We start from the raw sequence: 25,919 nt of genomic DNA, 5'->3' as shown, positions 1-25,919 counted from the left end.
TATGATGAACGAAATAGTGATTGCTTCATTTTATAAATTTGTTTCCCTAGAAAATTTCGAAGCGATGCGTGAGCCTTTGCTTGCTAAAATGCATGAAATTAAAATCAAGGGGACGATTATATTAGCCTCCGAAGGAATCAATGGAAGTTTTGCCGGAACGCGTGCCCAAATGGATCTATTTTACCAATTTATCCATCAAGATGAGCGTTTGGCTGATTTAAGATTTAAAGAAACTTTTGATAAAGAAAATCCCTTTGAAAAGTCTAAGGTTAAACTTCGTAAAGAAATTGTAACTATGGGTCTTACCAATATTGATCCTCTGAAAACTGTGGGAACCTATCTCAGTCCTGAAGAGTGGAACGAATTAATTCAAGATCCAGAAGTGGTGTTGATTGATACCCGTAATGATTATGAATTTGAATTAGGCACATTCAAAAATGCCATTAACCCCATCACGGAAAATTTTCGTGATTTTCCACAATATGTGCAAGAACAGTTGCTCGATAAAAAAGATAAAAAAATTGCTATGTTTTGCACCGGTGGGATACGCTGCGAAAAATCCACTGCTTACCTAAAAGATTTAGGGTTTGAAAATGTCTATCATTTGCAGGATGGCATTCTCAACTATATTGAAAAAATGCCCAAAGAAGAATCACTCTGGGAAGGACATTGCTTTGTTTTTGATAATCGTGTGGCAGTTGATCATCAACTCAATCGAGTCTATCCTCAATTACCTTTGGATTACAAACACGATCGCGTCAAAGAATAAATATGACAAACAAGAAACAATCCGATTCAACCATAGTGTTTAATCGCAAAGCAGGCTTCAATTATTTTCTTGAAGATCAGTACGAAGCGGGGCTTGTACTTGAGGGCTGGGAAGTCAAAAGCCTGCGCGCCGGAAAAATTAATTTATCTGATGCACATATTATTATCAAAAACGGCGAAGCCTTTTTGCTGGGTGCCCAGATTCAACCGCTTATTACTGCCTCGACTCATTCCATCCCTGACCCAATACGTACCCGCAAGCTCTTATTAAATAAAAAAGAATTGAACCACCTCATCGGGAGTGTTGAACGTCAAGGCTATACTATTGTTCCACTTTCTTTGTATTGGAAAAAAAATAATATAAAAATAAAAATAGCTTTGGCTAAGGGCAAAAAAGAGCATGATAAGCGAGACTCCATTAAAGACCGAGAATGGGAAAGAGACCGTTCTCGCATCATGAAAAAAACAGGGAGAGAGTGATGAATATAGGTGAATCCATACCCGATTTTGCATTTTCGGCAACGAGCGGTATTAATGCACGTCTCAGCGATTATAAAGGACAGTATGTTGTCCTTTATTTTTATCCTAAGGATGCAACACCAGGTTGTACTACAGAAGGACAGGATTTTCGTGATGCCTACCCCCAATTCCAAAAATTAAATGCACAGATATTTGGAATTTCGCGTGACAGCTTAAAATCGCATGAGAATTTTAAAGCCAAACAAAACTTTCCTTTTGAGCTCATTAGCGATCAAGACGAACAATTATGCCAATTGTTTGATGTGATTAAAATGAAATCAATGTATGGAAAACAAGTGCGTGGAATTGAGCGCAGTACGTTCATCATTGATCCGCAGGGAAAATTAAGCAAAGAATGGCGTAAAGTAAGCGTCAAAGGTCATGTAGACGAAGTACTTAGTTCGTTAAAGTAACCATTTTATTCTTGACTGGGTCACATCCCCTAAGCAGAATGAAGGAAGCAATCAAATAAGTGTAGCCTGGTGAAGGATTGATTAACCATCATTATCTCCCTTGGGGGAAGGTGCCCACAAGGGCGGATGAGGGGGATTTGGAGCTAATGCATCATCGCCCTAACCTCCCCCGCTTACGGGAGAGGGGCTCGAACTTGATGGCCGTTAGGTACAGCCTTCAACCAGGCTACACGTTTTAATCACAAGGTGGATTTATGGATAATAGCAATACCCGTCAGAAGTTGTTTGTACTTGATACCAATATTTTAATGCATGACCCTACCGCCATCTATCATTTTGAAGAGCATGATATCTATTTGCCAATGGTGGTACTGGAAGAACTAGACAATCATAAAATGGGTACATCGGAAGTGGCACGTAACGTCCGCCAAACCAACCGCATGTTGGTAGAACTCATGAGTAACTCCACCCATGAACAAATCGTCTCAGGATTAGCTATACCTAATTATTTGCATTCAGATAAGAAAAAGTGCAGTGGAAAGTTATTTTTTCAAACCGATGAATTCGATCAGGTTGTTCCATCAACTCTTCCTGGACACAAAGTAGATAATACAATTCTTGCTACTGCTTTGGGCTTGCAAAAAAAACACACAGGGAAAAAGCAAGTAATTATTGTATCAAAAGACATTAATTTGCGTATTAAAGCCGGGATACTGGGGATTCTTGCTGAAGATTATTACAGCGATCAGGTGCTTGATGACGTCAATCTGTTACACAGAGGCTTACATATTCTTGATAATAATTTCTGGGATTCCCATGCTAAAGATATGGAGTCATGGCAAGAAAGCGGAAAAACCTTTTATAAGGTAACGGGCCCACTAATCCGTCAATGGAACCCCAATGATTGCATCAGTACGGAAGATGATCAGTTTCAAGCCATCGTAAAAAAATTGGAACATGATCATGCGGTCATTCAGCTAACCCGCGATTATACAAAGCATTCAGTATGGGGAATTCATGCGAAAAACCGTGAACAAAACTTCACCTTAAACCTGCTTATGGATCCTGATATCGATTTTGTCAGCTTACAAGGTCCTGCTGGAACAGGAAAAACGCTACTCACGATTGCAGCAGGTTTAACCCAAGTCCTGGATCAAAACCGTTATACCGAGATTTTAATGACCCGGGTGACCATTCCTGTCGGTGAAGACATTGGTTTCCTTCCTGGTACTGAAGAAGAAAAAATGACTCCGTGGATGGGCGCTTTAATGGATAACTTGGAAGTGCTCCACAGTTCCCAAGTGGGTGGTACTTTTGGGCGCGGCGCAACTCAAGATTTATTGCAAAACAAAATTAAAATTCGCTCTTTGAATTTTATGCGTGGCCGTACTTTTTTAAATCGATACATCATCATTGATGAGGCGCAAAACTTAACTCCAAAACAGATAAAAACTTTAGTAACCCGTGCAGGCCCAGGTTCTAAGATTATTTGTCTGGGTGATATTAAACAAATTGATACCCCCTATTTGAGTGAAACGACTTCGGGTTTAACTTTTGCCGTTGATCGCTTTAAACACTGGGAACATAGCGCTCATATGAGTCTGACACGTGGCGAACGTTCAAGACTTGCATTTTATGCAGCGGAGCATTTATAGTATGTACTTTAAGGATTTACCATGACTGATCATGCCATCACTTTTGATGACGTTCTACTCGTTCCTTCATACAACCACCACGAATCAAGAAGAGTAGTGGAAACTGCCAGTACTGACAGACTGGGAAAATTAACCTTAGAGCTGCCTGTAATCAGTTCCAATATGGATACCATTACTGAAAGCGCTATGGCTAATTTCATGGGTTCTAAAGGCGCTATGGGTGCTTTACATCGCTTTATGAGCATTGAAGACAACATTGCCGAGTTTAAAAAGTGCCAAAATAGAGTTTTTGTTTCAGTAGGTTGTACTGCCGCTGAATTAGAAAGAGCCGCGGCATTACGTGATGCAGGCGCTGACTATTTTTGCGTGGATGTGGCCCATGCTCATGCCAAATATGTGGGTAAGACCCTCAAAAGCCTACGTCAGATACTTGCTGATCGATGTATTATGGCTGGAAATGTTGCCACCTACGCGGGAGCGGATTATCTTGCCTCATGCGGTGCGGATATTATCAAAGCGGGTATTGGCGGTGGTTCGGTATGCAGCACTCGAATTAAAACAGGCTTTGGTGTTCCGATGCTGACCTGTATTCAAGACTGTTCACGCTCTGATCGCTCTATTGTTGCTGATGGCGGCATTAGAACCTCAGGAGATATCGTGAAGGCGTTAGCTTTTGGCGCTGATTTTGTTATGATTGGCGGGATGCTAGCGGGCACCGCACCTACCCCTGGTGAAGTCATTCAAAAACCAGATGGCAGCAAGGTAAAGCGTTATCGTGGCATGGCCTCAAAAGAAGCACAAGAAAACTTCTTGGGACAAATGCATGAATGGAAAACCGCTGAAGGTGTAGCAACTGAGGTACCTTTCAAAGAAAATCCCGATGCCATTATTGCGGATATCGTAGGTGGTTTAAGATCGGGGCTGACCTATGCTGGTGCGGACACAATCAGTGAACTGCAACGCAAATTGAATTATGTAGTGGTCACCCAAGCCGGCCGTATTGAAAGCTTACCGCATAAATTATTAGGCTGAAAAACATCCAACCTGGGTGAAAGCGTAAGCCATAACCCGGGTTCTAGCTTTCCCCCGCGATTCGCTTCGCTTCACTCAGGCTACATCGTATTACTTACAGTTACAGTTTGATCTTCTGTCTCTGTCAAATCTTTAGAGGGAGCTGGTGTACTCGATTGAGGTGAAACACTTCCAAAATCTTCGGGCAATGATTGTTCCGCAAACGACATGGGAGACGTAGTGGTATCTGATGGTGAACTAAGTTCCATTACTGTGTCTTTCTCTGCTTCTTCTTCAATCTCATCAAACGTTTGCTCATTTCCTTCGTCAATATCTTGCTGCTCTTCTTGCTGTTCGTCTTCTAGATCCTCATTTTGCTCTATTTCATCTTCTCGTTCATTTTGTACTGTAACCTTTTCATCAGCTTCTACATTTTCAGCTTCCACTACACTACCAAGCTCTTCCTTCTTACCAATGTTATTTACTTTCTGGGTAAGTTTTTTCTAAGGCCTGAACCATTGAGTCGTTGGCTTTGTCAGGAAGCGAGGTAATCGTACTTTTAGCCGAACTGAGTGCATCGGTAAACTTACCAACTGCTTGCCCCACTGGGGTTTTATTGAACTCTGCAAGCTTCTCGTCTACCTTATCTGAAACTGCTTGTTTTGCTTTATCTATGAGTTCGTCTTTCTTTGCACCTATGGCATCACTTAAGCCACCTAGAGCTTTCCCCAACTTAGATTCTGCCGCTTTATCCCAACCCTTACTTGCAGCATTTTTCAAAGCACCATTGATATCGCCCTGAATTTCCTCAACCATATGCCCGAGATCGTCCAGATACTCCTTCATAGGGTCTTTTTTATCCTTACCCTCTTCTTTTCCCTGACCTTCCGCTTTTTTAGCTTTAGGTGCTTCGGGTTCTTGCTTAGGCTTGTCTTCGTCTTTCTTAGATGTTTGCTTTGGCCCATCAGAAACATCAGGAGCCATAACCTGTGGTTTTGGAGGAGGCGGTGTATCACTCACTTTTTGACCAGGGGTCTGACTTCCTGGTTTTGGTTCGGTAGGTTCAGTTTTTCCAGTACTCATTGTCTTTAACCTCTACAATATCTACCCCTATTATAATAAAGATAGCATATCAAAAGAAACATTGCCTCTAAATAAATAGCGCAGAATCAGTATTTTCAGATACACTTAAGCATATCAGGATTCTTTTTATATGAACCATATTTACTCATAATTTACACTTATTTTGCAAAGTAAATGCACTGAAATGGAATAATTAATGATGATGAAGCAAAATGATTTTCGTTATATGAGTCATGGCAAACAATTGCTTGATTTAAAAAAGGAAGATTTAGCACTGCTTAAGCCAATTAATCAACGGGGACCAAAAAAGGAACGAGCCCTCCTGCTTTTACATGGGTTTACTTCCACCCCCGCAGTGTATCGTTACCTGATTCCTCAAATAAATCAGTACGATGCATTAGTTTGTCCTGCATTACCTGGACATGCTGAAAGCATCGCTGCATTTGCACAAGCCAAAGCTGAAGATTGGCTTGATTGTGCCATGCAAGAATGTGAAGCCTTATTTAAGGAATACCCAAAAGTAGACATCCTGGGATTATCACTTGGGGGTATTTTAGCATGCAAGCTGAGTACAACATTTACATTCAATCATATGTTCCTTTTAGCTCCTGCATTAAAACTGCGTATGAACATTGATCAGAACTTGAAACTTCTTGCTGTGCTCAAAAAACTTGGATTCTGTGAGCTAAGAGGACAAGCAGGAAATCTGCAAACGGATAAATATGCTGAAATATCCTACAGAAAGATCCCAATTCCTGCACTTATTGAACTGTTTACCTTGATTCGTACACATCATTGGGTAGCACCAAGCTGTCCAATCGATCTTTTTTTAGGTGCCCATGATGTGGTTGTTGATTCAAAAGAGATAGAACGAATTTTTTCCCCTTTAGCGAACACCCAAATACATTGGCTCACTAACTCAGCACATGTTTTACCATTAGATAATGATTTGGATCAGATTGTTCAATGCATCAATCAGCATACATCTTGGAAGCAGAATGAGAACACTTCGCTTCGGTTAATGGACGATGCCCTGGGCATTAAGGAAATTTAACTTCTACCCTCATCCGCACTAACAAGTACCTTCTCGCCACCCTCAGTCATCGCGAGGGTCATGGAACTCCTTATTGTGACGCTGTAGTAGTGCAGTTTATAAAAAAAATTCTCTCTCCCGTTATCGGGAGAGGGATTTGGCTGAGGGTAAAAACCTCGTCCTTTTTAAGGGACTTGCTTATTGTAACGCGTAAAATCTTTAAACTCTGCTTGATTCCACTCACGCATATCCAATACCGATCCATCAAAAGCCATAAAGTCCGCTCGCGTGGTTGGCAGGTTATAATAATATATATCACTCGCATCCGTAGCTAAATTACTTTGATGTTTCGCCACCGAAATTTCTGCAACAGAATGCCCATGCGTTCTTACAAAGCTACGTTGTGCACGTAAATAACGTCCTTTAAATCGAGCATTTCCCCAGAGTTCAACATCAAGCCTATTGACTGCTCCCGCTAATTGAAGCGTTGCTTTCTGCTTTGCACGAACCATCAAGTTATCCGTTCTAACCCAATACAAACTGAGCCATGCATTTCCATACATGGACAAATTGGCTAAATTGGCAACTCCTTCAAGCTGAACTTTTGGGTCTCCCTGCAGGTGTATCTGTAAATTTTGGCTTGCGATACCGCCAATTTGGACAAGGCCTTTACCCTTGACATCCAAGACGCGTAAACCGATAGTACCGCCTAATCTAACGCTCCCCGTTTTTACCAAATAGACATCCAAGACACTGGTATGTATCTGACTTCCCCTAATTAAAGGAACACCTTGAGCCATCAAGCGATTAAGAAACTGGCCTCGAACATCCGCATAAACCGGACCATGCGCATTACCTAAAGACAAATACAGTGTGTTTTGTTTGACCTCTGCTTTTACTGTGACGAGATCACGCGCATCTCCGGATAAAATCACTTGCGGCTGTTTATAGCCTGTGTGCAAATTAACACTGAGCGGTCCTTCAATAACCACCTGATTAAAGGCGGGAAGTGGTCTGACTTGTTTCGTCTTTACCGCTTGTGGTAAAGGCGGTGTTATTTTTTTTTGGAGCCCATGATGCGCGCATGCGGTTAATAAAAAGACACTTAGAATCAATAAGTAAAACCGCTTTTGCATAGATTTCATTCCTAGTTTCAATAATTCCTCTACATTAGAGCAAGTTCTGGCAATGTGCAAGGTCAATGATGATGCATCTCTCTTTGAATTCACTATGGGCCTAGATATTCAAATGATGAGACTACTTATAGGGATAATAACTCCACAGCCAGGATAGAATATCCTCAAGATCTGTTCTACCAGATTTAGGACCAGCTGGTCTCATAAAGATATTCTGACTTGCTACAAAATTTTTTTGAGCAACTTTATTAGCTATTGTGCTTACTAATTAGCTAATTCATAGAGGATGCGGGGATCCTTGGCGTTTCTTTTTCCAGAAACTAACTAAAACCAGGATCCCTTATTAAAATCAGACAGCATTACCTGAGCAGGACAAGTATCGTTCACTGGTGCATTAGGAGCATCATCGATTAAAGACTCTAACGATTCATTAAAAGGGATTAAAGCCGGCAATTGAATATAAATATCAACCAAAATACCATTTCTACAACCTAAATAAACCTTGCCAGAGTTCTTTTTTCCAAAAGCTTGGGCTACCCTCTCCCGCAAAACAGTTAATGGCACTTTTTGTCCTTGATGTTGGGTAAGATACTGTCCTAAAACTGAATTATCGACCGCTTCCGTCAGACGCATGGCTAAAGAAAAATACTCATCTACAGACAAAATTTGACAACTGCCATGCTTATTCCATTCATGGCGCTCCAAACAACTCCCATAATTGTAACTGGGCATAAGTTTTTTCAAATTTTCCGATACTTGGGGTGATAGACTCAGTGGAGGATAGGCACAATGTCTGGATTTTTGTTCTACCCCACAGAATCCATAGCTTTGACCACAAGCATTTTGGTTAGGCCATAAGCCATGTAAGGTAAGATGTTTTGCTTGATACGAGTTTTTAGACAAGTGCATGCACTCTGGCTTACCTGCTTCATAACCATAAGTTTGACAAAAACCAGGCTGTGAACTGAGAGCAAGCACATAAGAGTCAGACATCCCTGCATGCGTGTCACATGCATCGCCAAATCCTACAGAAGCAACGACGTTGACAGAAAAAACAAGCAACAACAGGGCAGTGAGCTTTTTCATTAAGACACTCCAACCAGGCTTCTTTTGAACATTATACATAAGATGAACTTGAAAGCCAGTGTTTCTTTCTCTATAAAATATTGAATTTTAATGGAAATTTATTAACTAAAGTGTCTGATTTAAATACCAAAGAGAGCGCGTAGCCCGCATTACGCTGCGCTAATCCGAGCTACAAACATTCAATCTACCATACTAACAAAAATCAATCGCAGGAGAACCAGCTGGAGTTTCTGTTAGTCCATCGTCACTGCCCAATAAGGTTATTTTTTCGCTTGAAGACTCTTTGTTACTCCACAAGGAGAACATGAATGAACGCTCAGGCTTTGGTTCAGGCGTAGGCTCTTCAAGAAGTTTGTTACAAAACTCCGAATATTCGTTGTCATCAAATTCCAACGAATTTTTTTCTTCTGGTTTCAATAGAGCATCAACCAAAAGTTGAGATGCAATCGCCAACGCTGCTGCTGCAACAAGCATAGGTATGCCAATGCCCAGAGGCACAAACATTAAACTGGCAAAAACAACAGCAGGAACCATGCATTGTATCAAAATACTGCGCACTAAATTGACTGATTGATAAACCATCATCTCTTTTTGATATTCGTCTTCGGCCTGGCATTTCTTAATTTCTAGGTAAAGTAGCTTTTTTTCATCCTGATTGAGCTCTTTATTCTCTTTTAATAGCTTAATTAACTCCCCAATCTTTTGCGCAGCATCCTCTTGTTGCTCCTGTCTATTCTTATAGGTTTTATAGATTTCAATGCCTCCTCTGATTGCATTACTGATAATCGTGAATGCAAGGCACAATACCGCACCAGCAATGGCCATTGAAGCTAAAACTGGAGCTGATATTGGCATGAAGGGCATGGTCAAGATCAGAAAAGCCGCCATCAAACCCACAGCGTAGGCGATATTAACAATTAAGGATACCTTTTGCAGCTGCCATTCCCTTTCACATTTTGACTTTTCGCGTTCTAATGTTTTGATTTGCATCTCGATTTGACGCTTTGCCATTAGTTCTTCATAGCGAAGCCTGCCGTCTTCTTCTATCTGCTTAAGCGCTTGAAGTTGTCTGCCTAATCGTTCTAAATCTTCCTCATATTGCAGCATGGCTTTATTATGCTTTGTACTTTGCTCAATAAAATCCCATGACGCGATGAGAATATCAAAAACTAGTAGTGCAAGAGTAACCGCATCCCCCACTGTACCTAATAAACCTTTTCCAGTAAGCCAGAAAAAACACACTAAATTAGCGGTTCCCCAAATTAAATCATTCAATAAGGTAAATTTTCTTTGTGACCATTGAGTTAGGAAACGCTCCTGCCAAGGCGTTTTTGCCTCTTCGTCACTCATCCATGGATGTTTAATGGTGTGCTTGAGTAATAAAAAAAGATTCAGGGCAAAACGAGCGTAATATAAAATCCAGCTCAGATTCCCGGTATAAGGATCAGGCATTCTAATCGCATCGGTTGCCTGTTTTTGATGATAAAGATCTTCTGGAACCAGGCTAATGACGGTTTTTAAGAAACTTGATCCCCATACCCAATAGAGCCGTGCTTCATTCAGACGACCCATATTATCTCTAATTTCTTTAGCTGTACCACCAGATAAATCAACAATATCTCTGGCCAACAATTGACCCAGCGGAATACCTAAATATTTTAGCGGCTGCGCATCATGTTGCCCTGCTTTTACTGCTTTTGCGACTTTTATAACATTTTCAGGATAATCTTTGATACGTCTTTCATACTCAGGATCCAGTTCTATAAGGAATTTTGAGCATCTTTTAATGCATTCACCATATTTTTTGGCATTTTCTGTTTTTTGATAGTCAATCTCATGTTTTTGTTGGGCTGCCAAAAGCATCAGGGTGATTTTCAAATTGAATGCCAACTCTTCTTTTTGTTGGTCATTCATATAGGCAAACATAACCCTATCCGTATTATCCAATATTCCTAAATAGTACTCTAAGGAAGGCAGAAAATTATCACTGCGATGGTCCGCATAGGCGCGACCAGTTAAAGAGTGAATAGCGTCTAGCTCTTCACCTTGGGCACGTTGATATTTTCTAGAACATGCCTTTTTTAATTGCTTATATTGCTTTTGAAGGCGAAGAGATTGATGGTACTCAAAAGTCTGTGCGGTCGGATCTAGTCCTTCTGGCTCTTCCAGGAACTGAATACTTACTGTTTTTTGCTCTGCATTAATATCGACATAATATAGCGCACCGTCCTGCAAAACGATGGCATTATTGCCATGAAGCAATCGACTGATGGTGTCAAATTCAATGCCTTCTTCTTCAAAATTAACCTGATCTGGATCGATTTTGATAAGGCCGCACTCTGCTCTGTTGTACTTAAGCAACTCCTCGAAGCTCAAATCAGCAAGTTCCTTATTTTCTTTTAATGCATCTCGAAGAAAGGATTGAAGAATTGCGCTACTTGTTGCCATAAGTGCCACCTCGGTGATCATGAAATTCGGCGACTAATTCATTTAATCAAAGTAAAAAATTAATCTGTTCTTTTTTATAACATAAAATCAATTAAAAAAACAAGATGTGCATACATTGATTTACACATTTGAAACCAAAATTTTATAAAATAATGCATTCTAAGAGGCACTTAATCATATTTTGAGGTGAAATAAAGTGAAACTCGGGGTAAGATGCCCCATGATGTAAAATTCATTGTGGTCTTGTAGCAACTGTCTTGAATAAAAATTTTAGACAGTTGCTCCTGACGGCTCAATTTTTAGGAGAGATCACGGGCATAAATATCATCAAAACGCTTAATGTCATCTTCTCCCAAATAGGCACCACTTTGAACCTCAATGACATACAACGGTTCATCCCCTGGGTTGCTTAATCGATGCAGCGTATTTTGTGCAATATAAGTCGATTGATTGACAGATAAGTGGATTGTTTGCGTATCATTGATTACTTCGGCTTTCCCAGAGACAACAACCCAATGTTCGGCTCGATGCTGATGCATTTGTAAGGATAAACGTGCTCCAGGTTTTACCATCAGTCGCTTTACTTTAAAGGAAGCACCCTCGGCTAAAATCTCATAATATCCCCATGGGCGAGATACCCGTTGATGATCCTGGGTTACCTGATGATGATCTTTGCTTAAAGAACTCACCAAATCCTTAACCTGTTGTGAATATTGCTTGTCTGCTACTAAAACAGCATCTTGGGTTGCAACAATAATTTGATCTTGAACGCCGATTGCAGTGACCAAAATGTCGGTACTATGAATTAAACAATTCGTACTCTGCTGAGCAATAACTTTTCCAGTCACCGTATTTCCATCTTGATCAGGTATGTTTGCATCGGCAACTGCAGACCAACATCCTAAATCACTCCACTGCATGGAAACAGGGATAACTGCTGCTTTATTAGTCTTTTCCATAATCGCATAATCAATAGATTCTGCTTCACAACGCGAAAAGCATTCTAGATCGAGACGTAAAAAATCATGATGATGCTGGGCTTTTAAAACCGCTTGCTGGCTAAAATAATAAATATCAGGCTGATATTCAGCTAACTCCTGGAGATAGACATCAGCACGGCATACAAACATGCCGCTATTCCAAAAATAATTGCCGCTGGCGATAAACTCTTTCGCCACCTCAATGGCTGGTTTTTCTCTAAAACTTAAAACCTGCTGCACCTTATCCGTTAATGGCATGCCGGCCTCAATGTAGCCATATCCTGTTTTAGGACTATCGGGCTCAATACCAAATGTGACTAAAGCTTGATGTGCGGCTGCAAATTGAGCCCCGATCAACATCGCTTCCTGCCATGCCTGATCATCAGCTATCCAATGGTCTGAAGGAAGCACTAACATCACGGCATCCGGACCTGCTATTTGCGATAAATAATGAGCAGCACAGGCAATCGCCGGAGCCGTATTGCGGGCACAAGGCTCCAGCAGATAAGTCATGGAATGGGTGAAGTGATTTAATTGATCCTGGCAAAGAAAATAATGCGCATCATTACTCACAATAAGAGATTGAGCACTTACCAAGTTCTGAGCCCTTTTTACGGTTTGCTGTAAAAGGGATAACTCTCCATTTAAGGCCAGAAATTGTTTCGGATAATTTTTACGAGATAACGGCCATAAACGAGTACCAGAACCTCCAGCGAGGATAACAGGATAAAGAGTAGTCGTCATAATGTCCCATGTTATGGCATAATTTGGCGCATTCTAACAGCATTTTTGACCTAAAAAAAGGTAACTTCTCGATAAGCCAAGACAGAAACCCTCTCTTTTTACTTAGGTTTATTGAATAGGTTATAAAATGGCTAAATTCTTTATGGAGACTTTTACATTATGAAAAAAGCGGTAGTCTTACTGTCTGGTGGTCTGGATTCAACGACTTGTCTGGCTTTAGCAACCTCAAAAGGTTTTTCGTGTTATGCAATTAGTTTTGCTTATGGACAAAGGCATTCTGCGGAGTTGCTCGCCGCACAGCGTATTGCACAACATTATAAAGTAGCCAAACATCATATTGTTACCTTAGATACTGCACTGTTCCGCAATTCCGCTTTGACTGATTCCAGCGTGGAAGTACCTGCTTTTCAGGGGGGCTCTGAGATTCCCGTTACTTATGTTCCTGCCCGCAATACAATCTTCTTGGCAATGGCCTTAGGTCTTGCCGAATCCATAGGGGCACGAGATATCTTTATCGGTGCAAGCTCTGTGGATTATTCGCATTATCCGGATTGTCGTCCAGAATTTATCGATGCGTTTCAAACTTTAGCCAATTTGGCAACCAAGGCTGGAGTAACCGGGGATCATTTTTCCATTCACGCGCCTTTACAGCACTTGAGTAAGGTACAAACCATTCAATTAGGCACAAGCCTAGGCGTTGACTACAGCTTAACGGTTTCATGCTATCAGGCAAATGATGCTGGCGAAGCGTGCGGTGAATGCGACAGTTGTACGTTTAGACGGCGTGGATTTATCGGAGCTGGGGTTGCTGACCCTACGCTATACCGTAATTCATCTCACCGATAAGTCATATCGGTTAAAACCAGGTATTCATAATCCCTAACTAAGAACTAAAGACCCAAGGGCGGTCAGTAATTATCCTACAAGAACATTCAAGGAAAAATATGAACAATATTTATACTATTGGCTCCAAAAAATCAAATAATTTTACACTTTTGTTACAACAAATTGAGCATTTTTGGTTCACATGTTGCAAAATCATTGCTATTATCCGCCGTGATTTATAACCTTGGAGTAAAACATGGCATTATTATCAAAGCAAACCAAAAAACGTATCGAAAATTTCTTCAGTGGGCTTGCCTATGCACCAGCTACTGCCTTTACCGGTATTACTAGCTTTTTATTAGGCTCTACTGGAAAAGATAAGCAGGGTAAGGATGTGATTAATCGTGGTTTAATTGGCTTTATAGCTGATGGCATCAAGGATACTACTCGTGCTATTGGTGACTTTTTAGTTGCGCATAAGAAAGCGATTGCTGTTGCTGCTTGGGCTTCTCTAGCTGTTGCTGGTGCTGCTGCCCTTACTTTATTCTTGTGGCCTGCTGCTTTAACTGCTGTTGCTTCTTTCTCAATCTACGGTATTTCGATTGCAGGTATCGCTGGCGCTAACGCTCTTGCACAAATCGGTGTTGCTTCTGCATTAGCTTTTGCAGCTACTTCTACTCTAGCTTATGTAGGTGCTGCTCTTGGCAATTTTGCTAAATGGGTTGCAGGCTGCTGCAGTAAGGCTCGTGCTAGCCGCCAATCTTCATTGCTTACTTCAATTCATGAAGAGAATCAAGAGAATCAAGAGAGTGACGAGTACGTACCAGAAGTTTCTAGCGCATTTACCGGTTTAGGTGCTTCTACACCTCAAGAAGGAAAAGAAGCGGAAGTGATTAACTTTAAACCACCCGTTAGAACAACTGGTACTACTATAAAACCAGAGCAAGACGAAGAACATACACACACACCTACACGTCTGCAGCTTACAAGCAGTAATTAATCTGTTGAGTGAAAATTACTCTAAAACGCGGCCTAGGCCGCGTTTTTTTATTGGTACACGCAAAAGGGGGACAATCCAATTAAAATTCGCAAATACCGATCGCATGACGCGCCTGATTGTAAAACATACCTATCATTAAGACCCCAGCAATAACTCAGTTACCTACAGCATTTATCACTCATATGCGTTATAATCTCTCATTTCATACTAGCAGGTAACTCATTGATGGCGAAACAACGTAAAATGCTGGTAACCAGCGCCTTACCTTATGCAAATGGCCATTTACATCTTGGTCATTTAGTCGAACATATTCAAACGGATATCTGGGTGCGCACCCATAAAATGTCGGGCATTGAGTGCATCAGCATTTGTGGCGATGATGCGCATGGGACCCCAATTATGTTAAAAGCAGAGCAAATGGGGATTACACCTGAAGCCTTAACTGCTGAAATTAAGTTAAGCCATGAACATGACTTCAAAGCCTTTGCCATTGATTATGATTGCTATCACACCACCCACTCGCCAGAAAACCAAGCATTGGCTTCAGCGATTTACGAGGCATTGCAGGCAAATGGCTCAATAATTAAAAGAACCATACGCCAGGCTTATGACCCCGTAAAACAAATGTTTTTACCAGATCGTTATGTCAAAGGAACATGCCCCAAATGCGGTGCTAAAGATCAATATGGCGATAACTGTGAAGTATGTGGTGCAACCTACTCGCCCACCGATCTCATCGATGCGGTATCTGCTATTTCTGGTGCCAAACCTATAGAAAAAGACTCAGAGCATTACTTCTTTGATTTACCTCGTTATGAGCATCTCTTAAAAGAATGGACCCGTAGTGGTCACTTGCAAGCAGAAGTAGCGAACAAACTGGATGAATGGTTTGCCGCCGGATTAAAACAATGGGATATTTCGCGCGACGCGCCCTATTTTGGATTTCCTATTCCTGGAACTACCGACAAATACTTCTATGTGTGGCTTGATGCCCCTATAGGGTATATGGCCAGTTTTAAAAAATACTGTGATGAGAAGAATATCTCCTTTAGTGAATTTTGGGATAAGGACTCTACAACCGAATTATACCACTTCGTAGGTAAAGACATTGTTTACTTTCATGCGTTATTTTGGCCCGCCATGCTTGCTGCCAGTGGTCATCGCATGCCCACAGCAGTTTATACCCATGGCTTTTTGACTGTTGACGGTCAAAAAATGTCAAAATCACGCGGCACGTTCCTTGAAGCGCGTACTTATTTGCACCATTTACATCCTGAATACCTTCGCTATTATTTCGCCGCCAAACTCAATGGCCGTGTTGATGATTTGGATTTAAATTTTGATGATTTTATCAATCGCATCAACGCTGATTTGGTCGGTAAAGTGGTCAACATCGCCAGTCGTTGTGCCGGTTTTATTAATAAACGCTTTGATAACCGACTCAGTGACCGCTTAAGTGATCCGCAGCTGTATGCAGAGCTGCTGGAAATGCGCACAGAAGTCATAGAGTCTTTTATTTCTCGTGATTACGCACGCGCTATTCGCCACATCATGGATTGTGCCGATAAAGTAAATCAGTACATTGATATGAATAAACCCTGGGTTTTGGCAAAAGAAGAAGGACGTTTATCTGAAGTTCAAGACATTTGCACCATGGGAATTAATTTATTTCGCATCCTAATCACTTATTTAAAGCCGGTATTGCCCCTGATGGCAAAAGCCGCGGAAGAGTTTATGAATTGCGAACCGCTTACTTGGGATGCAATTGATCATCCTTTATTAAATCACCATCTCAATACCTTCCAGCCCTTAATGGTGCGTGTTGAAAAGGAAAAAATACAAGCCATGCTGGAGCAATCCAAACAGGTGTCCAATGGCCTCAGTTAAAGAAATTGACGCGCTTTTACCCCAAACTCAATGCGGTGAATGCGATTTTCCTGGTTGCTTACCCTATGCTGAAGCCTTGGCTCAAGGGACAACCACGATTAATAAATGTCCTCCCGGAGGAGTTGCCACCGTTAAAGCGCTAGGAGCTTTGTTGCAGGTTGACCCAACTCCTTATTTGGCAGACGCACTTGCAAATACTCGAGCGCCATCGGTTGCAGTCATTCGTGAAGCAGAATGTATTGGTTGTACCAAATGCATCAAAGCGTGTCCAGTTGATGCAATTATTGGCAGTGGCAAATTAATGCATGCAGTAATCGACCATGAATGTACCGGTTGTGGTTTGTGTGTCGCGCCCTGTCCAGTTGATTGCATTGAGATGGTTACTTTACCGGATGTACACTACGATAAAGATTTGGCCCGTACACGTTTTCATGCGAAACAAACCCGATTATTGCGCGAGGAACATGAAAAGCAACAAGCTTATAGAGAAAAACGTCAACTTGCTATGAAAGCAGATAAAACTCAAGACATACAGGCTAAGCAAGACTACATTCAACAAGCATTGGCACGTGTAAAAGCGAAAAAATTATGAATAAGCGAAAACGTCGAGAGATTTTTGTGCGCTTTCGTGAGCAAAATCCTCATCCAACGACTGAATTGGTTTATCATTCTCCTTTTGAATTATTAATCGCGGTCATTTTATCAGCACAAGCAACCGATACTGGCGTAAATAAAGCAACGGCTAAATTATTTCCTGTTGCAAACTCGCCTCAGGATATTCTAGATTTGGGCTGGACCAATTAAAAGAATATATTAAATCAATAGGTCTTTATAACAGCAAAGCACAAAATATTATGAAAACCTGTGCTTTGTTGGTTAACAATTATGGTGGAAATGTTCCCAATGGGCGTGAGGAATTGGAGTCTCTACCTGGAGTGGGGCGCAAAACTGCCAATGTCATTCTAAATACAGCCTTTGGTGAGCCCACTGTTGCAGTAGACACGCATATTTTTCGAGTAGCAAATCGGACTGGACTTGCTAAAGGGAAAAACCCTTTAACGGTGGAAAAAGCACTCGTAAAAAGCATAGAGCCTGAATTTTAAAAGATGCCCATCATTGGCTGGTTTTGCATGGACGATACGTGTGTACGGCACGAAGCCCTCACTGCAAGACATGCATCATCCAGGATCTTTGTGAGTACCCGGATAAGAATTTATAAGAGAAAATTTTCTTCTCCTCTAAGGGGAAGGTGCCTGTGAGCGGATGAGGGTTGGATAAAAATATAAGTTACGGACAACAACAATGAAAGAAAGCAATAAAAAAACTTTTATAAATTTCATTTTATTAAAATGTTACCAATTTTTATCAAAGGAAGATAAGGTAACCAAAAGAACCTATCTGTATGATTTCGATCAATTCACCCAGGAAATAAAACCTGGTGATGTGCTCTTGGTAGAAAGCCATACCCGTATGGGTAACATTATTCGCCTCATTTCCGAAAGCACCTGGACTCACGCTGCTTTGTATATTGGGCGTCTTGAGGAAATTACTGATCCTTCTTTACGTGAAATAGTACAAAAAAATTCTCCGAATCTGACCTCAGATCAGCTCATCATAGAGAGTGTCCTTGGCGAAGGAACTCGCATTTCCTGTGTTGATGAGTATAAAAATGATCACATCCGTATTTTAAGACCGTCCTTACTTCTCCCCGAGGATAAAGAAAAGTGATTGCTGCCGCCATTCATAAAATTGGCAAATACTACAGTTTAAGACATCTTTTTGATCTGGCACGCTTTATTTTTCCTTGGAGTTTTTTTCCTCGTAAGTGGCGCTCCTCTTTATTCCAGCACAATATGTTGCAACCCACGGAGGATATATGTTCTTCGATGATTGCTTATGTGTTTCAATCTGTAAACTACCCTATTTTGCCGCTTATAAAAAAAGATAAAACAGGCTATGCCTTAATCCACCGAAATCCCCGTCTTTATACCCCGAGTGACTTTGATCTTTCCCCCTTTTTTGATGTAATCAAATATCCCATCTTACCCCTTCAAAAAGGTCAAACTTATCATGACTTGCCATGGAAGAAACAATTAATCAGTGATGACATTGGAATCGTTGAACTGAACGATAAAGAATAACCCACTTTGTTTTTAGACAAATTGATCTTAATAGAATCGTGGCAACATGTTATGTTCCTGCGCTTCATGAGAAAAAGACTAGCATTTCTAAATTTTTACCCCTACAATAAAATTTCGTTGTTGCAGGGAGGGCAAACATATGAGCTGGTGGACATCTACCGTTAATGGAGCAAAATCATTTGGCAATGGAGCAACATGGGTTTGGAATAATGCACCGATAAAGCAAACCATAGCCTATGCTGCGAATACAGCATTTTATGTAGTTGAGCAAGTTTTAGCTTTACGTGAGGCAATTCCTGCTGTAGTTACTCCGCCGGTGATGAAGATCGTCAATGGAGCAGGAAATATACTTTTCTATGATGTTTTACCCGTAGCCACAGTACATTTTGTCAACAACGGAATACAAAGCTACGTTGGCCAAAGCTATCAAGAAGATTCAACAACAGGGCTTTCACCCTACTCCTTAGTTTTACCGACTTTGGCTTTAATAAACTATGGAGTTCAGGCATATACCTACAGACAAGCACCTAAATTAATTGCACATACTTTGGCCCTTGATGTATTTGGTTCTTCAGCTTTTAATGAACACAAAGGAAAACAGACTCCTCCGCCCCCAACCCTCTGCGGCGAAACAGAAGAAGATTGTAATTTTAAACGTAAATTTAAAGGTTCTCTGCGTGAGCCTTTAGTATTGATGCTTAATGATCTCTTACTTTGGGGAATTAGCAAATTTCCTTATGGCGGCGAACAAATTTCCTGGATATTAGCCATCTACTTTTATGGTGAATACATTACGCGCATGGCAACACCAGAACGCTGCGAGCGGCATAAGGCCATGAAGTCAGAATCGATACTGTCTTTGGGTTTGACGTACACCGCCGCTTCAACTTTGATGGATTATGGGCTTGAGTCCACGGTAGGAACTCCTCCCTATCTTTACCTCAGAACCTTACGCCATTTATTACTTTTGGCACACATTAATCTTGCATCGCACATGACTTTACCCTTAGTTCGATCCGCAAAAGGGGCAATACCCGTCGATCCTTTAGTTATTTTTGATCGTACGAAACGATTTGCCGTTGATGTTGTGTTTGCAGGATTGATGAAAAGAATACCTATTGATTTTAAACAGCCACCAGGATCAAAACCATTCATCCCTCTATCAACCGTTTTTAAATTCTTAACAAACATACTAGAAAGTGATTTAGAGCAAGTCCAAGTGGCACAACCAGGTTTTTTCAAGAAAACGGCAAGAGTACTTTTACCCAAGATGTTTCTTAGCCCTAAAAATGCAGTCAATGATCCTGTGATTAAACAATTTTGGCCTGACATACGCAGTGATTTACTCTACATTCTCGAAATAGTGGAAGCGGCAAAGCCAGTTAAATCACTAACGACAGCGCATAAGCCTATTGCTGCTACAGTTAAATATACACTTCCCGTTTTATTAAACTACCGGTTTGGCTTACCTATAAAATTATCTGAATTTCTATTATCCTTGAGTAAAAAGGAAGACTTTTGGACGTTTGTTACTGCACTTAAATTATGGCTAGAACGAAATAATGTAGCTTACGAGGTAATCTTGGCAAAAGGAAATTCGAAAGTGGGTTTACATGAAACAGGTAAGATCATTGAGCTTCCTCCTGAGTCTCTAACTAAAGTTCTGCCTCCTGCAGATGATTTAAAAACAGTAAGAGCGCCAGTGGTGACTGATGCGAAACGATTAATTTCCCAAAAACCTGGGACTTTAATCACAGCAAACAGTTTATTTTCTACCAAACAACGCCCCAAGCTCGTAGGTAACGCAGGTAGCCTACCACCGAAGAATGAAGAACTATCTTCCTCGCAATCAACACAGGAATATGCCTCACTCGAATGCAACTAATGAATTAAGGTGATTAAAGAATGCCTGCAGCAATCCTGATTCTTTGCATCACCTTAATTGGAATTGCTATTCGCAGAATGAGTCATGTGATCATTCCCATTTGGCTGATAACTACGGTAGGTGCTGCATTCGCGCTATTATTGCGGCAAATCACTCCAATTCATGCAATTGCAGCAATTGAACCGGATGTGATGCTCTATCTGTTTGGGGTTTTTTTCATCGCCCAAGCAGCCGAAGACAGTGGTTACTTAGAACAGCTAACAGATAAAATATTTTTTCATGCCCACACAGGAAAACAGGCTTTAATCGTTATTCTACTTATTCTTGGCTTAAGTGCTTCCTTGCTGATGAATGATACAATTGCCATCATAGGTACCCCGATTATTATTCAATTGTGTCAATCACATAAAAGGTTAATTAAACCTCTACTTTTTGCACTGGCCTTTTCAATCACTATTGGCAGTACTCTCACTCCCATCGGTAATCCACAAAACTTATTGATTGCTGTAAAAGGAAACATGCCATCGCCTTTTTTTCAATTCATAAGACTCTTGGCGATACCCACTGTAATAAATCTTATTATTACTTATTTTTTTATTTATTTTTTATATAGAGAAATCTTGAATGAACCTATAGAAAAGCCTATTCCCAGGCCTTTCCATGATCAGCATACAATAACCCTGGTTAAATTGAGCTTAATCATTTTCTTTTTTCTAATCACGCTTAAAATAATTTTTGAATCCATACAATCACCTATCCACTTAAATTTTAGTTACCTGGCACTTATCTCCTCCTTGCCAATTTTTTTTAGTAAAGTCCGATGGGAACTGCTCAAACGTTTGGATTGGGGCACTTTGATTTTTTTCGCGAGTATTTTTATTCTGATGCAAAGTGTATGGGATAGTGGTTTCTTTCAAACGCGGATCAATCATTCTCAACTTTCCGTTACTGCAGTTCCTGTTATCTTGATAATCAGCATCATTCTAAGTCAATTTATTTCCAATGTACCGTTGGTCGTCTTATATTTACCACTACTCCTGCACCATTCTGTTTCTGATTCAAGTCTATTGGCTTTAGCGGCAGGAAGTACCATTGCAGGCAATTTATCAATTTTAGGAGCAGCAAGTAATATTATTATCATTCAAAACTGTGAAAAGAGAAGCGTTAGAGGCTTTGGTTTCTTTGAATTCATAAAAATCGGCGCTCCTCTTACTCTCGTAAACATTTTAATTTATGCCTATTTTCTATAAAAAAATTCCGTTTTTAGCGCCACTTAATCTCTGCCTCAAGCAAAACTGGCCAACTATTGCCATATTAAATGCAATGGTGTTATATTTACGCGCGAACTAGTTCATTAAAAGGCAATTATCAGCACAGGCCAAGGAAAAATTATGGAAATCCGATAAATATGAATCAATCATTGCCTTCACAGCATTCACGCTGTTTTTTGTTTCTGACTGTAGGTGTAATTACCTCCCTGATTTTATTGATCAATGTCTCTTTTAAAATTGTACTTATTCAAGGGCTAATATTTTCTGTAAATGGCTTAATCTGCCCACTTATAGCAGGCTTATATTTATTAGCATTAAGGAATTGCAAGATTAAAGAGCAAAGACACATGCTCAATATGTCTTTAATGACGTTGTATCTCTATTGTATTGGCGTTTATGTCCTAATCAATTTACCTGCAGCGGAATACATGCATGATAATCCAGTTTATCAAATTATTTTTGAAGACATACCTAAAAAGTTCTTTGCAACTACGATTGCTTTTGCCTTGAGCTTTTACCTACCCCATCTCTTGGTTTATCCTAAATCCAGTAAATCTTCCCCCACCCCCAAGCAATGCATGCTTCTTGCAGTATTAGGTGGCATCAGTTTTTTTGGACTGGACTATTTTCTCTTATTTTCTGGAACGCATCTTCAAAGTTTCAATCTAATTTTTATTGATTCATTGATGATTGCCTCACTGATACTGCTCCTTATCGGTGTTTTCTATCTGACTTTATTATTAAAACACCAAAACTTATTTTTTCCTGACCGCGGCAGAGAAGAGTTACCGCTATACCATTACTTTATTTGTATTGCGATTGTGGTCATGCTTATTTGTTTAGCATGCGAATACAGAATAGTAACCATCATAAATAAATACATGGTGCTCTCGGCAAGCTCATTATTTTTTCCCATTACCCTAGTCATTAGTACCATCCTCGGTGAACTGTGGGGTTATCGAGTCAATCTAAAATTATGTCTAATACTCATTGCCACCCAATTTACCTTCGATGTTTTACTGATGGGGATTGTAGCCTTGCCCTCTCCAACATTTTTTAATTTGAATCCCTTTTACAACTACATTATGTTGAAGAGACTACCGACTGCTTCTCTGACCTTGTTTATCGGGTTTATCAGTAATGCCATGCTGCTCCATTATTTGAAACATTCCAAATGGAACTTTCATCGTCCATTACGTATTTTAATCGCTAATTTTTGTTCTACTTCTTTATTATGTTTGATTGACTATAGTTTACTATTCGGTGGCATCTATCCTTATGATCAAATTATTAATTTAGTAGCGAATGTTTGGCATTATAAATTATTAATGGCTTTGCTCTTTCTACCATTTATTCTGTGGTTCTGTGCTTATATGGAAAAAAACAAGTCATTGGCTTTGCAGTATGATTAATCCCTATACCGTTTTCGTAATGATATAGTTCAGAGAGCGTGTTTGAATCTCGGTGGGAAGTCAGATTTGAGCTTAGGTTGAACGAAAAACGCGCTGAGAAAGCGCAGCATGCATCAGTATGCGAGCATTTAACAGCGCGTTTTTCGTTCAAGATGAGCCAAATATGGCTTGCCGGTCATGCAGAGTGAGAACCACTACTTTTTCACCGGTCTCTTCCAGCCATAAACCGTTTTCTGTTTTGATTCAGTGAGTGTCAACTCACCAGGAGGAACGTTTTTACGAATCGTACTGCCCGCGCCTATAGTTGCATAGGCACCTACCGTTACTGGAGCAACGAGCTGAGTATCTGAACCAACAAAAACTCCATCCTCAATAATGGTTTTGTGTTTGTTCACTCCGTCGTAATTGCAGGTAATCGTACCAGCCCCCACATTAACTTGTTTTCCAAGAGTCACATCACCCAAATAGCTTAAATGACTTGCCTTAGAGCCCTCATCAAATACAGCCTTTTTGGTTTCAACAAAATTACCTATCTTACAGTGTGGAGCCAATTCGGTGCCTGTTCTTAAGCGAGCAAAAGGGCCAATAGTACAATCATTTGCAATAACACATCCTTCCAATACACTGTTGGCATAAATCTCACAACCTGCTCCCAAACTCACATCGGTGAGTACGCAATTAGGACCTATAGAACAGCCATCGCCAAGCACTACTTTTCCCTTAAAGACACAATTGATGTCAATGAATACGTCTTTACCACAGACTAACTCACCGCGTACATCAAAGCGATTGGCGTCAGCAATCATCACACCCTGCTGCAACAATTGTTCTGCATGTCGTACCTGCCATATGCGTTCTAATTGCTGCAATTGCAACCGGTTATTTACCCCTTGAATTTCTGCGCTATCTTTTACACTCAGTGTTTTAATTGGGGTTTGACTGGCAACCGCTAAAGCAATAATTTCTGTTAGGTAATACTCAGACTGAGCGTTATCATTACCCAATTTGGGCAACCAAGAAGCCAAGTCGTCAGATAATGCACAACAAATCCCAGAATATATTTCTTTTATATTCTTTTCTTGCTCATTTGCATCTTTTTCTTCTACAATGATGGAAACTTCACCTTGGTTGTCTCTAATAATACGTCCAAGACCGCTAGGATCTTCGAGATGTGCAACCAAAAGTGCCAAAACGGATTTATAGGAATTTGCTGTATTGCTGCATTCGATTAAAGCATGCAACGTATTTGCTTGAATAAGTGGTACATCAGCAGATAAAACAAGTACTTGTGTTTGTGGTGGAATAAAAGGTAAGGCTTGCATGACTGCATGTCCAGTACCCAATTGTTCTGCTTGATATACCCAATGCACAGGTAAGTCAGGGAGTGAGTTCTTAAGTTGTTCACCACCATGACCGTATATAACATGAATTACATCAGGATTTAGTTGTTGTGCAGTTTCTACTACCCGAGTCAGCATAGGCTTCCCAGCAATTTGGTGAAGTACCTTAGGGGTACTAGAATACATTCGTTTTCCTTGTCCTGCAGCTAAAATAATAATTTGTAAGTTCATGGAGTTATGAATTCCTAGGTTAAGCACAATGACAGCCATGTGATGAAAAGTCTGTCTCAATAGTACGGGTATGATAACTAAATTACAGTTCAAGGAGTAGAGCGATGACCATATTTGTTAGAACAGTCCAAGCACTTATTGACCGAGTTTTGAATAAATCAATTGAAGATTCGATTGCTGATGATAATGGGATGTTATATGGATTGTTTCGAGATACCAAACATTCTGAGCAACAAAGAAATATCACCCGTACTCTGCAAAAATTAGTTGCAGACTTTGTACCCGAAGATACAGATAAAAAAAATTTGGCAGCCTTGCAATTACTGATTAGCGACATTGATAGCGCCGTTGAAAGTATGCGTGCAAAAAAATCCTGGAAGCGCGGTGATTTGAATGACACTTTAAGCAAGCTCAATTCAACCCTGGATCGATTCTACCGTTGTCTTGTGGAGAAATCAGAGAAAAATGAGAAAAGCGAGAACGGTGAGAAAGCATTTACTTTTATCGATGTCGCTGATGATGATGATCCGTTTAATCTGCTTTGTGCTCATGCAGCCTATTATTTGGGCGAACATATTATTTGTCCGCCAGAAGAAGGGATGCTCGCGAAAATATATGAAAAAGTGACCAATTCCATTAGTAACTCTACAGCGATAGAAATCAGAGCCAAAAAAGAAGAGTGCCTGATGAAAAATATTCTCATCTGTAAGAAGAAACTGGGAGGTTTAGATCCAGACAAACCGGATTATAAAAGTTTACGTAAGACATTTGTTATTGAAGCAATACAAGCCATTCATAGAGAAAATGCTGAAATTTGTGAAGAATCCAAACCAATTGACTCGATACCGGTGCAAGTCACTTTGATTGCCGTTGCACGTGTAAAAGCGCCCACTATAAAACCAAGTCGTGGCCGCTTAAAAGTTGCAATGGACAATGCATTTGAAGAAATTGAAGCCCGAGCCCACGATAAAAAAGAAAAGGAAGAAGAGAAAGTAGCGTTATCACTGTAATTTGCGGTGTTAAAAATCCCATCTCTTCGCTGGGAGATGGG

General features: G+C 40.4%; 23 protein-coding genes and 1 pseudogene. 17 read left to right on the top strand and 7 right to left on the bottom strand.

The features are described from left to right. The first annotated feature begins 4 nt into the window (after nucleotides 1-4). The 5 genes from trhO (at nucleotide 5) to EL022_RS04000 (ending at nucleotide 4,387) form a co-directional block, all read left to right on the top strand. Nucleotides 5-769 (top strand): oxygen-dependent tRNA uridine(34) hydroxylase TrhO, encoded by a 765-nt coding sequence (gene trhO / locus EL022_RS04020; RefSeq protein WP_028382474.1) that lies wholly within the window; start codon nucleotides 5-7, stop codon nucleotides 767-769. A 2-nt stretch (nucleotides 770-771) separates the two neighbouring features. Then, entirely contained in the window at nucleotides 772-1,248 is a 477-nt protein-coding gene (gene smpB, locus EL022_RS04015; RefSeq protein WP_028382473.1) for an SsrA-binding protein SmpB, read from the top strand. Next, nucleotides 1,248-1,700, top strand: a complete 453-nt coding sequence (locus tag EL022_RS04010; RefSeq protein WP_028382472.1) for a peroxiredoxin — start codon at nucleotides 1,248-1,250, stop codon at nucleotides 1,698-1,700. Before smpB ends, EL022_RS04010 begins: the two co-directional genes overlap by 1 nt. A 254-nt stretch (nucleotides 1,701-1,954) precedes the next feature. After that, on the top strand, nucleotides 1,955-3,355 hold the full coding sequence (locus EL022_RS04005; RefSeq protein ID WP_028382471.1) for a PhoH family protein: 1,401 nt from the start codon (nucleotides 1,955-1,957) through the stop codon (nucleotides 3,353-3,355). Nucleotides 3,356-3,376: 21 nt separating this feature from the next. Further along, nucleotides 3,377-4,387 (top strand): guanosine monophosphate reductase, encoded by a 1,011-nt coding sequence (locus EL022_RS04000; RefSeq protein ID WP_028382470.1) that lies wholly within the window; start codon nucleotides 3,377-3,379, stop codon nucleotides 4,385-4,387. 80 nt (nucleotides 4,388-4,467) lie between these two features. Here the strand turns inward: EL022_RS04000 and EL022_RS16280 are convergent, their stop codons facing one another. Further along, nucleotides 4,468-4,812, bottom strand: coding sequence for a hypothetical protein (locus tag EL022_RS16280; protein WP_241972244.1), 345 nt, complete (start codon nucleotides 4,810-4,812; stop codon nucleotides 4,468-4,470). Between the two features lie 31 nt (nucleotides 4,813-4,843). Next, nucleotides 4,844-5,449 (bottom strand): hypothetical protein, encoded by a 606-nt coding sequence (locus EL022_RS16275; protein WP_241972243.1) that lies wholly within the window; start codon nucleotides 5,447-5,449, stop codon nucleotides 4,844-4,846. Between the two features lie 202 nt (nucleotides 5,450-5,651). Here EL022_RS16275 and EL022_RS03990 point away from each other — a divergent pair, with 202 nt between their 5' ends. Further along, nucleotides 5,652-6,503 (top strand): alpha/beta hydrolase, encoded by an 852-nt coding sequence (locus EL022_RS03990; RefSeq protein WP_193392442.1) that lies wholly within the window; start codon nucleotides 5,652-5,654, stop codon nucleotides 6,501-6,503. Nucleotides 6,504-6,667: 164 nt separating this feature from the next. Here EL022_RS03990 and EL022_RS03985 read toward each other — a convergent pair whose 3' ends face one another. The 4 genes from EL022_RS03985 to EL022_RS03970 form a co-directional block, all read right to left on the bottom strand. Beyond that, nucleotides 6,668-7,618, bottom strand: coding sequence for a GIN domain-containing protein (locus EL022_RS03985; RefSeq protein ID WP_028382468.1), 951 nt, complete (start codon nucleotides 7,616-7,618; stop codon nucleotides 6,668-6,670). A gap of 324 nt (nucleotides 7,619-7,942) precedes the next feature. Then, nucleotides 7,943-8,704 carry a ribonuclease T2 family protein gene (locus tag EL022_RS03980; RefSeq protein WP_028382467.1) on the bottom strand — a complete coding sequence of 254 codons (762 nt, stop codon included), beginning with the start codon at nucleotides 8,702-8,704 and terminating at the stop codon, nucleotides 7,943-7,945. A gap of 192 nt (nucleotides 8,705-8,896) precedes the next feature. Continuing rightward, complete coding sequence (locus tag EL022_RS03975) at nucleotides 8,897-11,152, bottom strand: hypothetical protein (protein ID WP_028382466.1); 2,256 nt, start codon at nucleotides 11,150-11,152, stop codon at nucleotides 8,897-8,899. 299 nt (nucleotides 11,153-11,451) lie between these two features. Then, entirely contained in the window at nucleotides 11,452-12,876 is a 1,425-nt protein-coding gene (locus EL022_RS03970; protein ID WP_028382465.1) for a mannose-1-phosphate guanylyltransferase/mannose-6-phosphate isomerase, read from the bottom strand. Nucleotides 12,877-13,035: 159 nt separating this feature from the next. Between EL022_RS03970 and queC the strand changes: the two genes are divergently transcribed. From queC to EL022_RS03925, 10 genes and pseudogenes are all read left to right on the top strand, one after another. Next, the gene (gene queC / locus EL022_RS03965; RefSeq protein WP_028382464.1) at nucleotides 13,036-13,722 is read left to right on the top strand and encodes a 7-cyano-7-deazaguanine synthase QueC; all 687 of its coding nucleotides are present in this window, start codon (nucleotides 13,036-13,038) and stop codon (nucleotides 13,720-13,722) included. A 235-nt stretch (nucleotides 13,723-13,957) separates the two neighbouring features. Then, entirely contained in the window at nucleotides 13,958-14,701 is a 744-nt protein-coding gene (locus tag EL022_RS03960) for a hypothetical protein (RefSeq protein ID WP_051544517.1), read from the top strand. A gap of 225 nt (nucleotides 14,702-14,926) precedes the next feature. Next, entirely contained in the window at nucleotides 14,927-16,588 is a 1,662-nt protein-coding gene (gene metG / locus EL022_RS03955) for a methionine--tRNA ligase (RefSeq protein WP_028382463.1), read from the top strand. Continuing rightward, nucleotides 16,575-17,180 (top strand): RnfABCDGE type electron transport complex subunit B, encoded by a 606-nt coding sequence (locus EL022_RS03950; RefSeq protein WP_028382462.1) that lies wholly within the window; start codon nucleotides 16,575-16,577, stop codon nucleotides 17,178-17,180. The genes metG and EL022_RS03950 overlap by 14 nt, the downstream gene beginning before the upstream one ends. Next, nucleotides 17,177-17,807 (top strand): annotated as a pseudogene (nth, locus tag EL022_RS03945) (endonuclease III). The gene EL022_RS03950 and the pseudogene nth overlap by 4 nt, the downstream one beginning before the upstream one ends. 83 nt (nucleotides 17,808-17,890) lie before the next feature. Beyond that, on the top strand, nucleotides 17,891-18,316 hold the full coding sequence (locus EL022_RS16270; RefSeq protein WP_241972242.1) for a YiiX/YebB-like N1pC/P60 family cysteine hydrolase: 426 nt from the start codon (nucleotides 17,891-17,893) through the stop codon (nucleotides 18,314-18,316). Further along, nucleotides 18,313-18,729 carry a hypothetical protein gene (locus EL022_RS16265; protein WP_241972241.1) on the top strand — a complete coding sequence of 139 codons (417 nt, stop codon included), beginning with the start codon at nucleotides 18,313-18,315 and terminating at the stop codon, nucleotides 18,727-18,729. Before EL022_RS16270 ends, EL022_RS16265 begins: the two co-directional genes overlap by 4 nt. Before the next feature lie 139 nt (nucleotides 18,730-18,868). Then, the gene (locus EL022_RS03935; protein ID WP_028382459.1) at nucleotides 18,869-20,614 is read left to right on the top strand and encodes a hypothetical protein; all 1,746 of its coding nucleotides are present in this window, start codon (nucleotides 18,869-18,871) and stop codon (nucleotides 20,612-20,614) included. A gap of 20 nt (nucleotides 20,615-20,634) precedes the next feature. Continuing rightward, on the top strand, nucleotides 20,635-21,864 hold the full coding sequence (locus EL022_RS03930; protein ID WP_028382458.1) for an SLC13 family permease: 1,230 nt from the start codon (nucleotides 20,635-20,637) through the stop codon (nucleotides 21,862-21,864). A gap of 158 nt (nucleotides 21,865-22,022) precedes the next feature. Then, on the top strand, nucleotides 22,023-23,297 hold the full coding sequence (locus tag EL022_RS03925) for a VUT family protein (RefSeq protein WP_028382457.1): 1,275 nt from the start codon (nucleotides 22,023-22,025) through the stop codon (nucleotides 23,295-23,297). Between the two features lie 194 nt (nucleotides 23,298-23,491). On the opposite strand, the gene glmU is transcribed toward EL022_RS03925, so the two are convergent. Then, nucleotides 23,492-24,868, bottom strand: a complete 1,377-nt coding sequence (glmU, locus tag EL022_RS03920; RefSeq protein WP_028382456.1) for a bifunctional UDP-N-acetylglucosamine diphosphorylase/glucosamine-1-phosphate N-acetyltransferase GlmU — start codon at nucleotides 24,866-24,868, stop codon at nucleotides 23,492-23,494. A 104-nt stretch (nucleotides 24,869-24,972) separates the two neighbouring features. Between glmU and EL022_RS03915 the strand changes: the two genes are divergently transcribed. Beyond that, entirely contained in the window at nucleotides 24,973-25,878 is a 906-nt protein-coding gene (locus EL022_RS03915; RefSeq protein ID WP_028382455.1) for a hypothetical protein, read from the top strand. Nucleotides 25,879-25,919 lie beyond the last annotated feature (41 nt).

The organism is Legionella cherrii, from assembly GCF_900635815.1.
GTDB classification, from domain to species: domain Bacteria; phylum Pseudomonadota; class Gammaproteobacteria; order Legionellales; family Legionellaceae; genus Legionella; species Legionella cherrii.
Note: the sequence above shows the minus strand (reverse complement) of the source record. Positions and strands in the feature narration are given on the sequence as shown.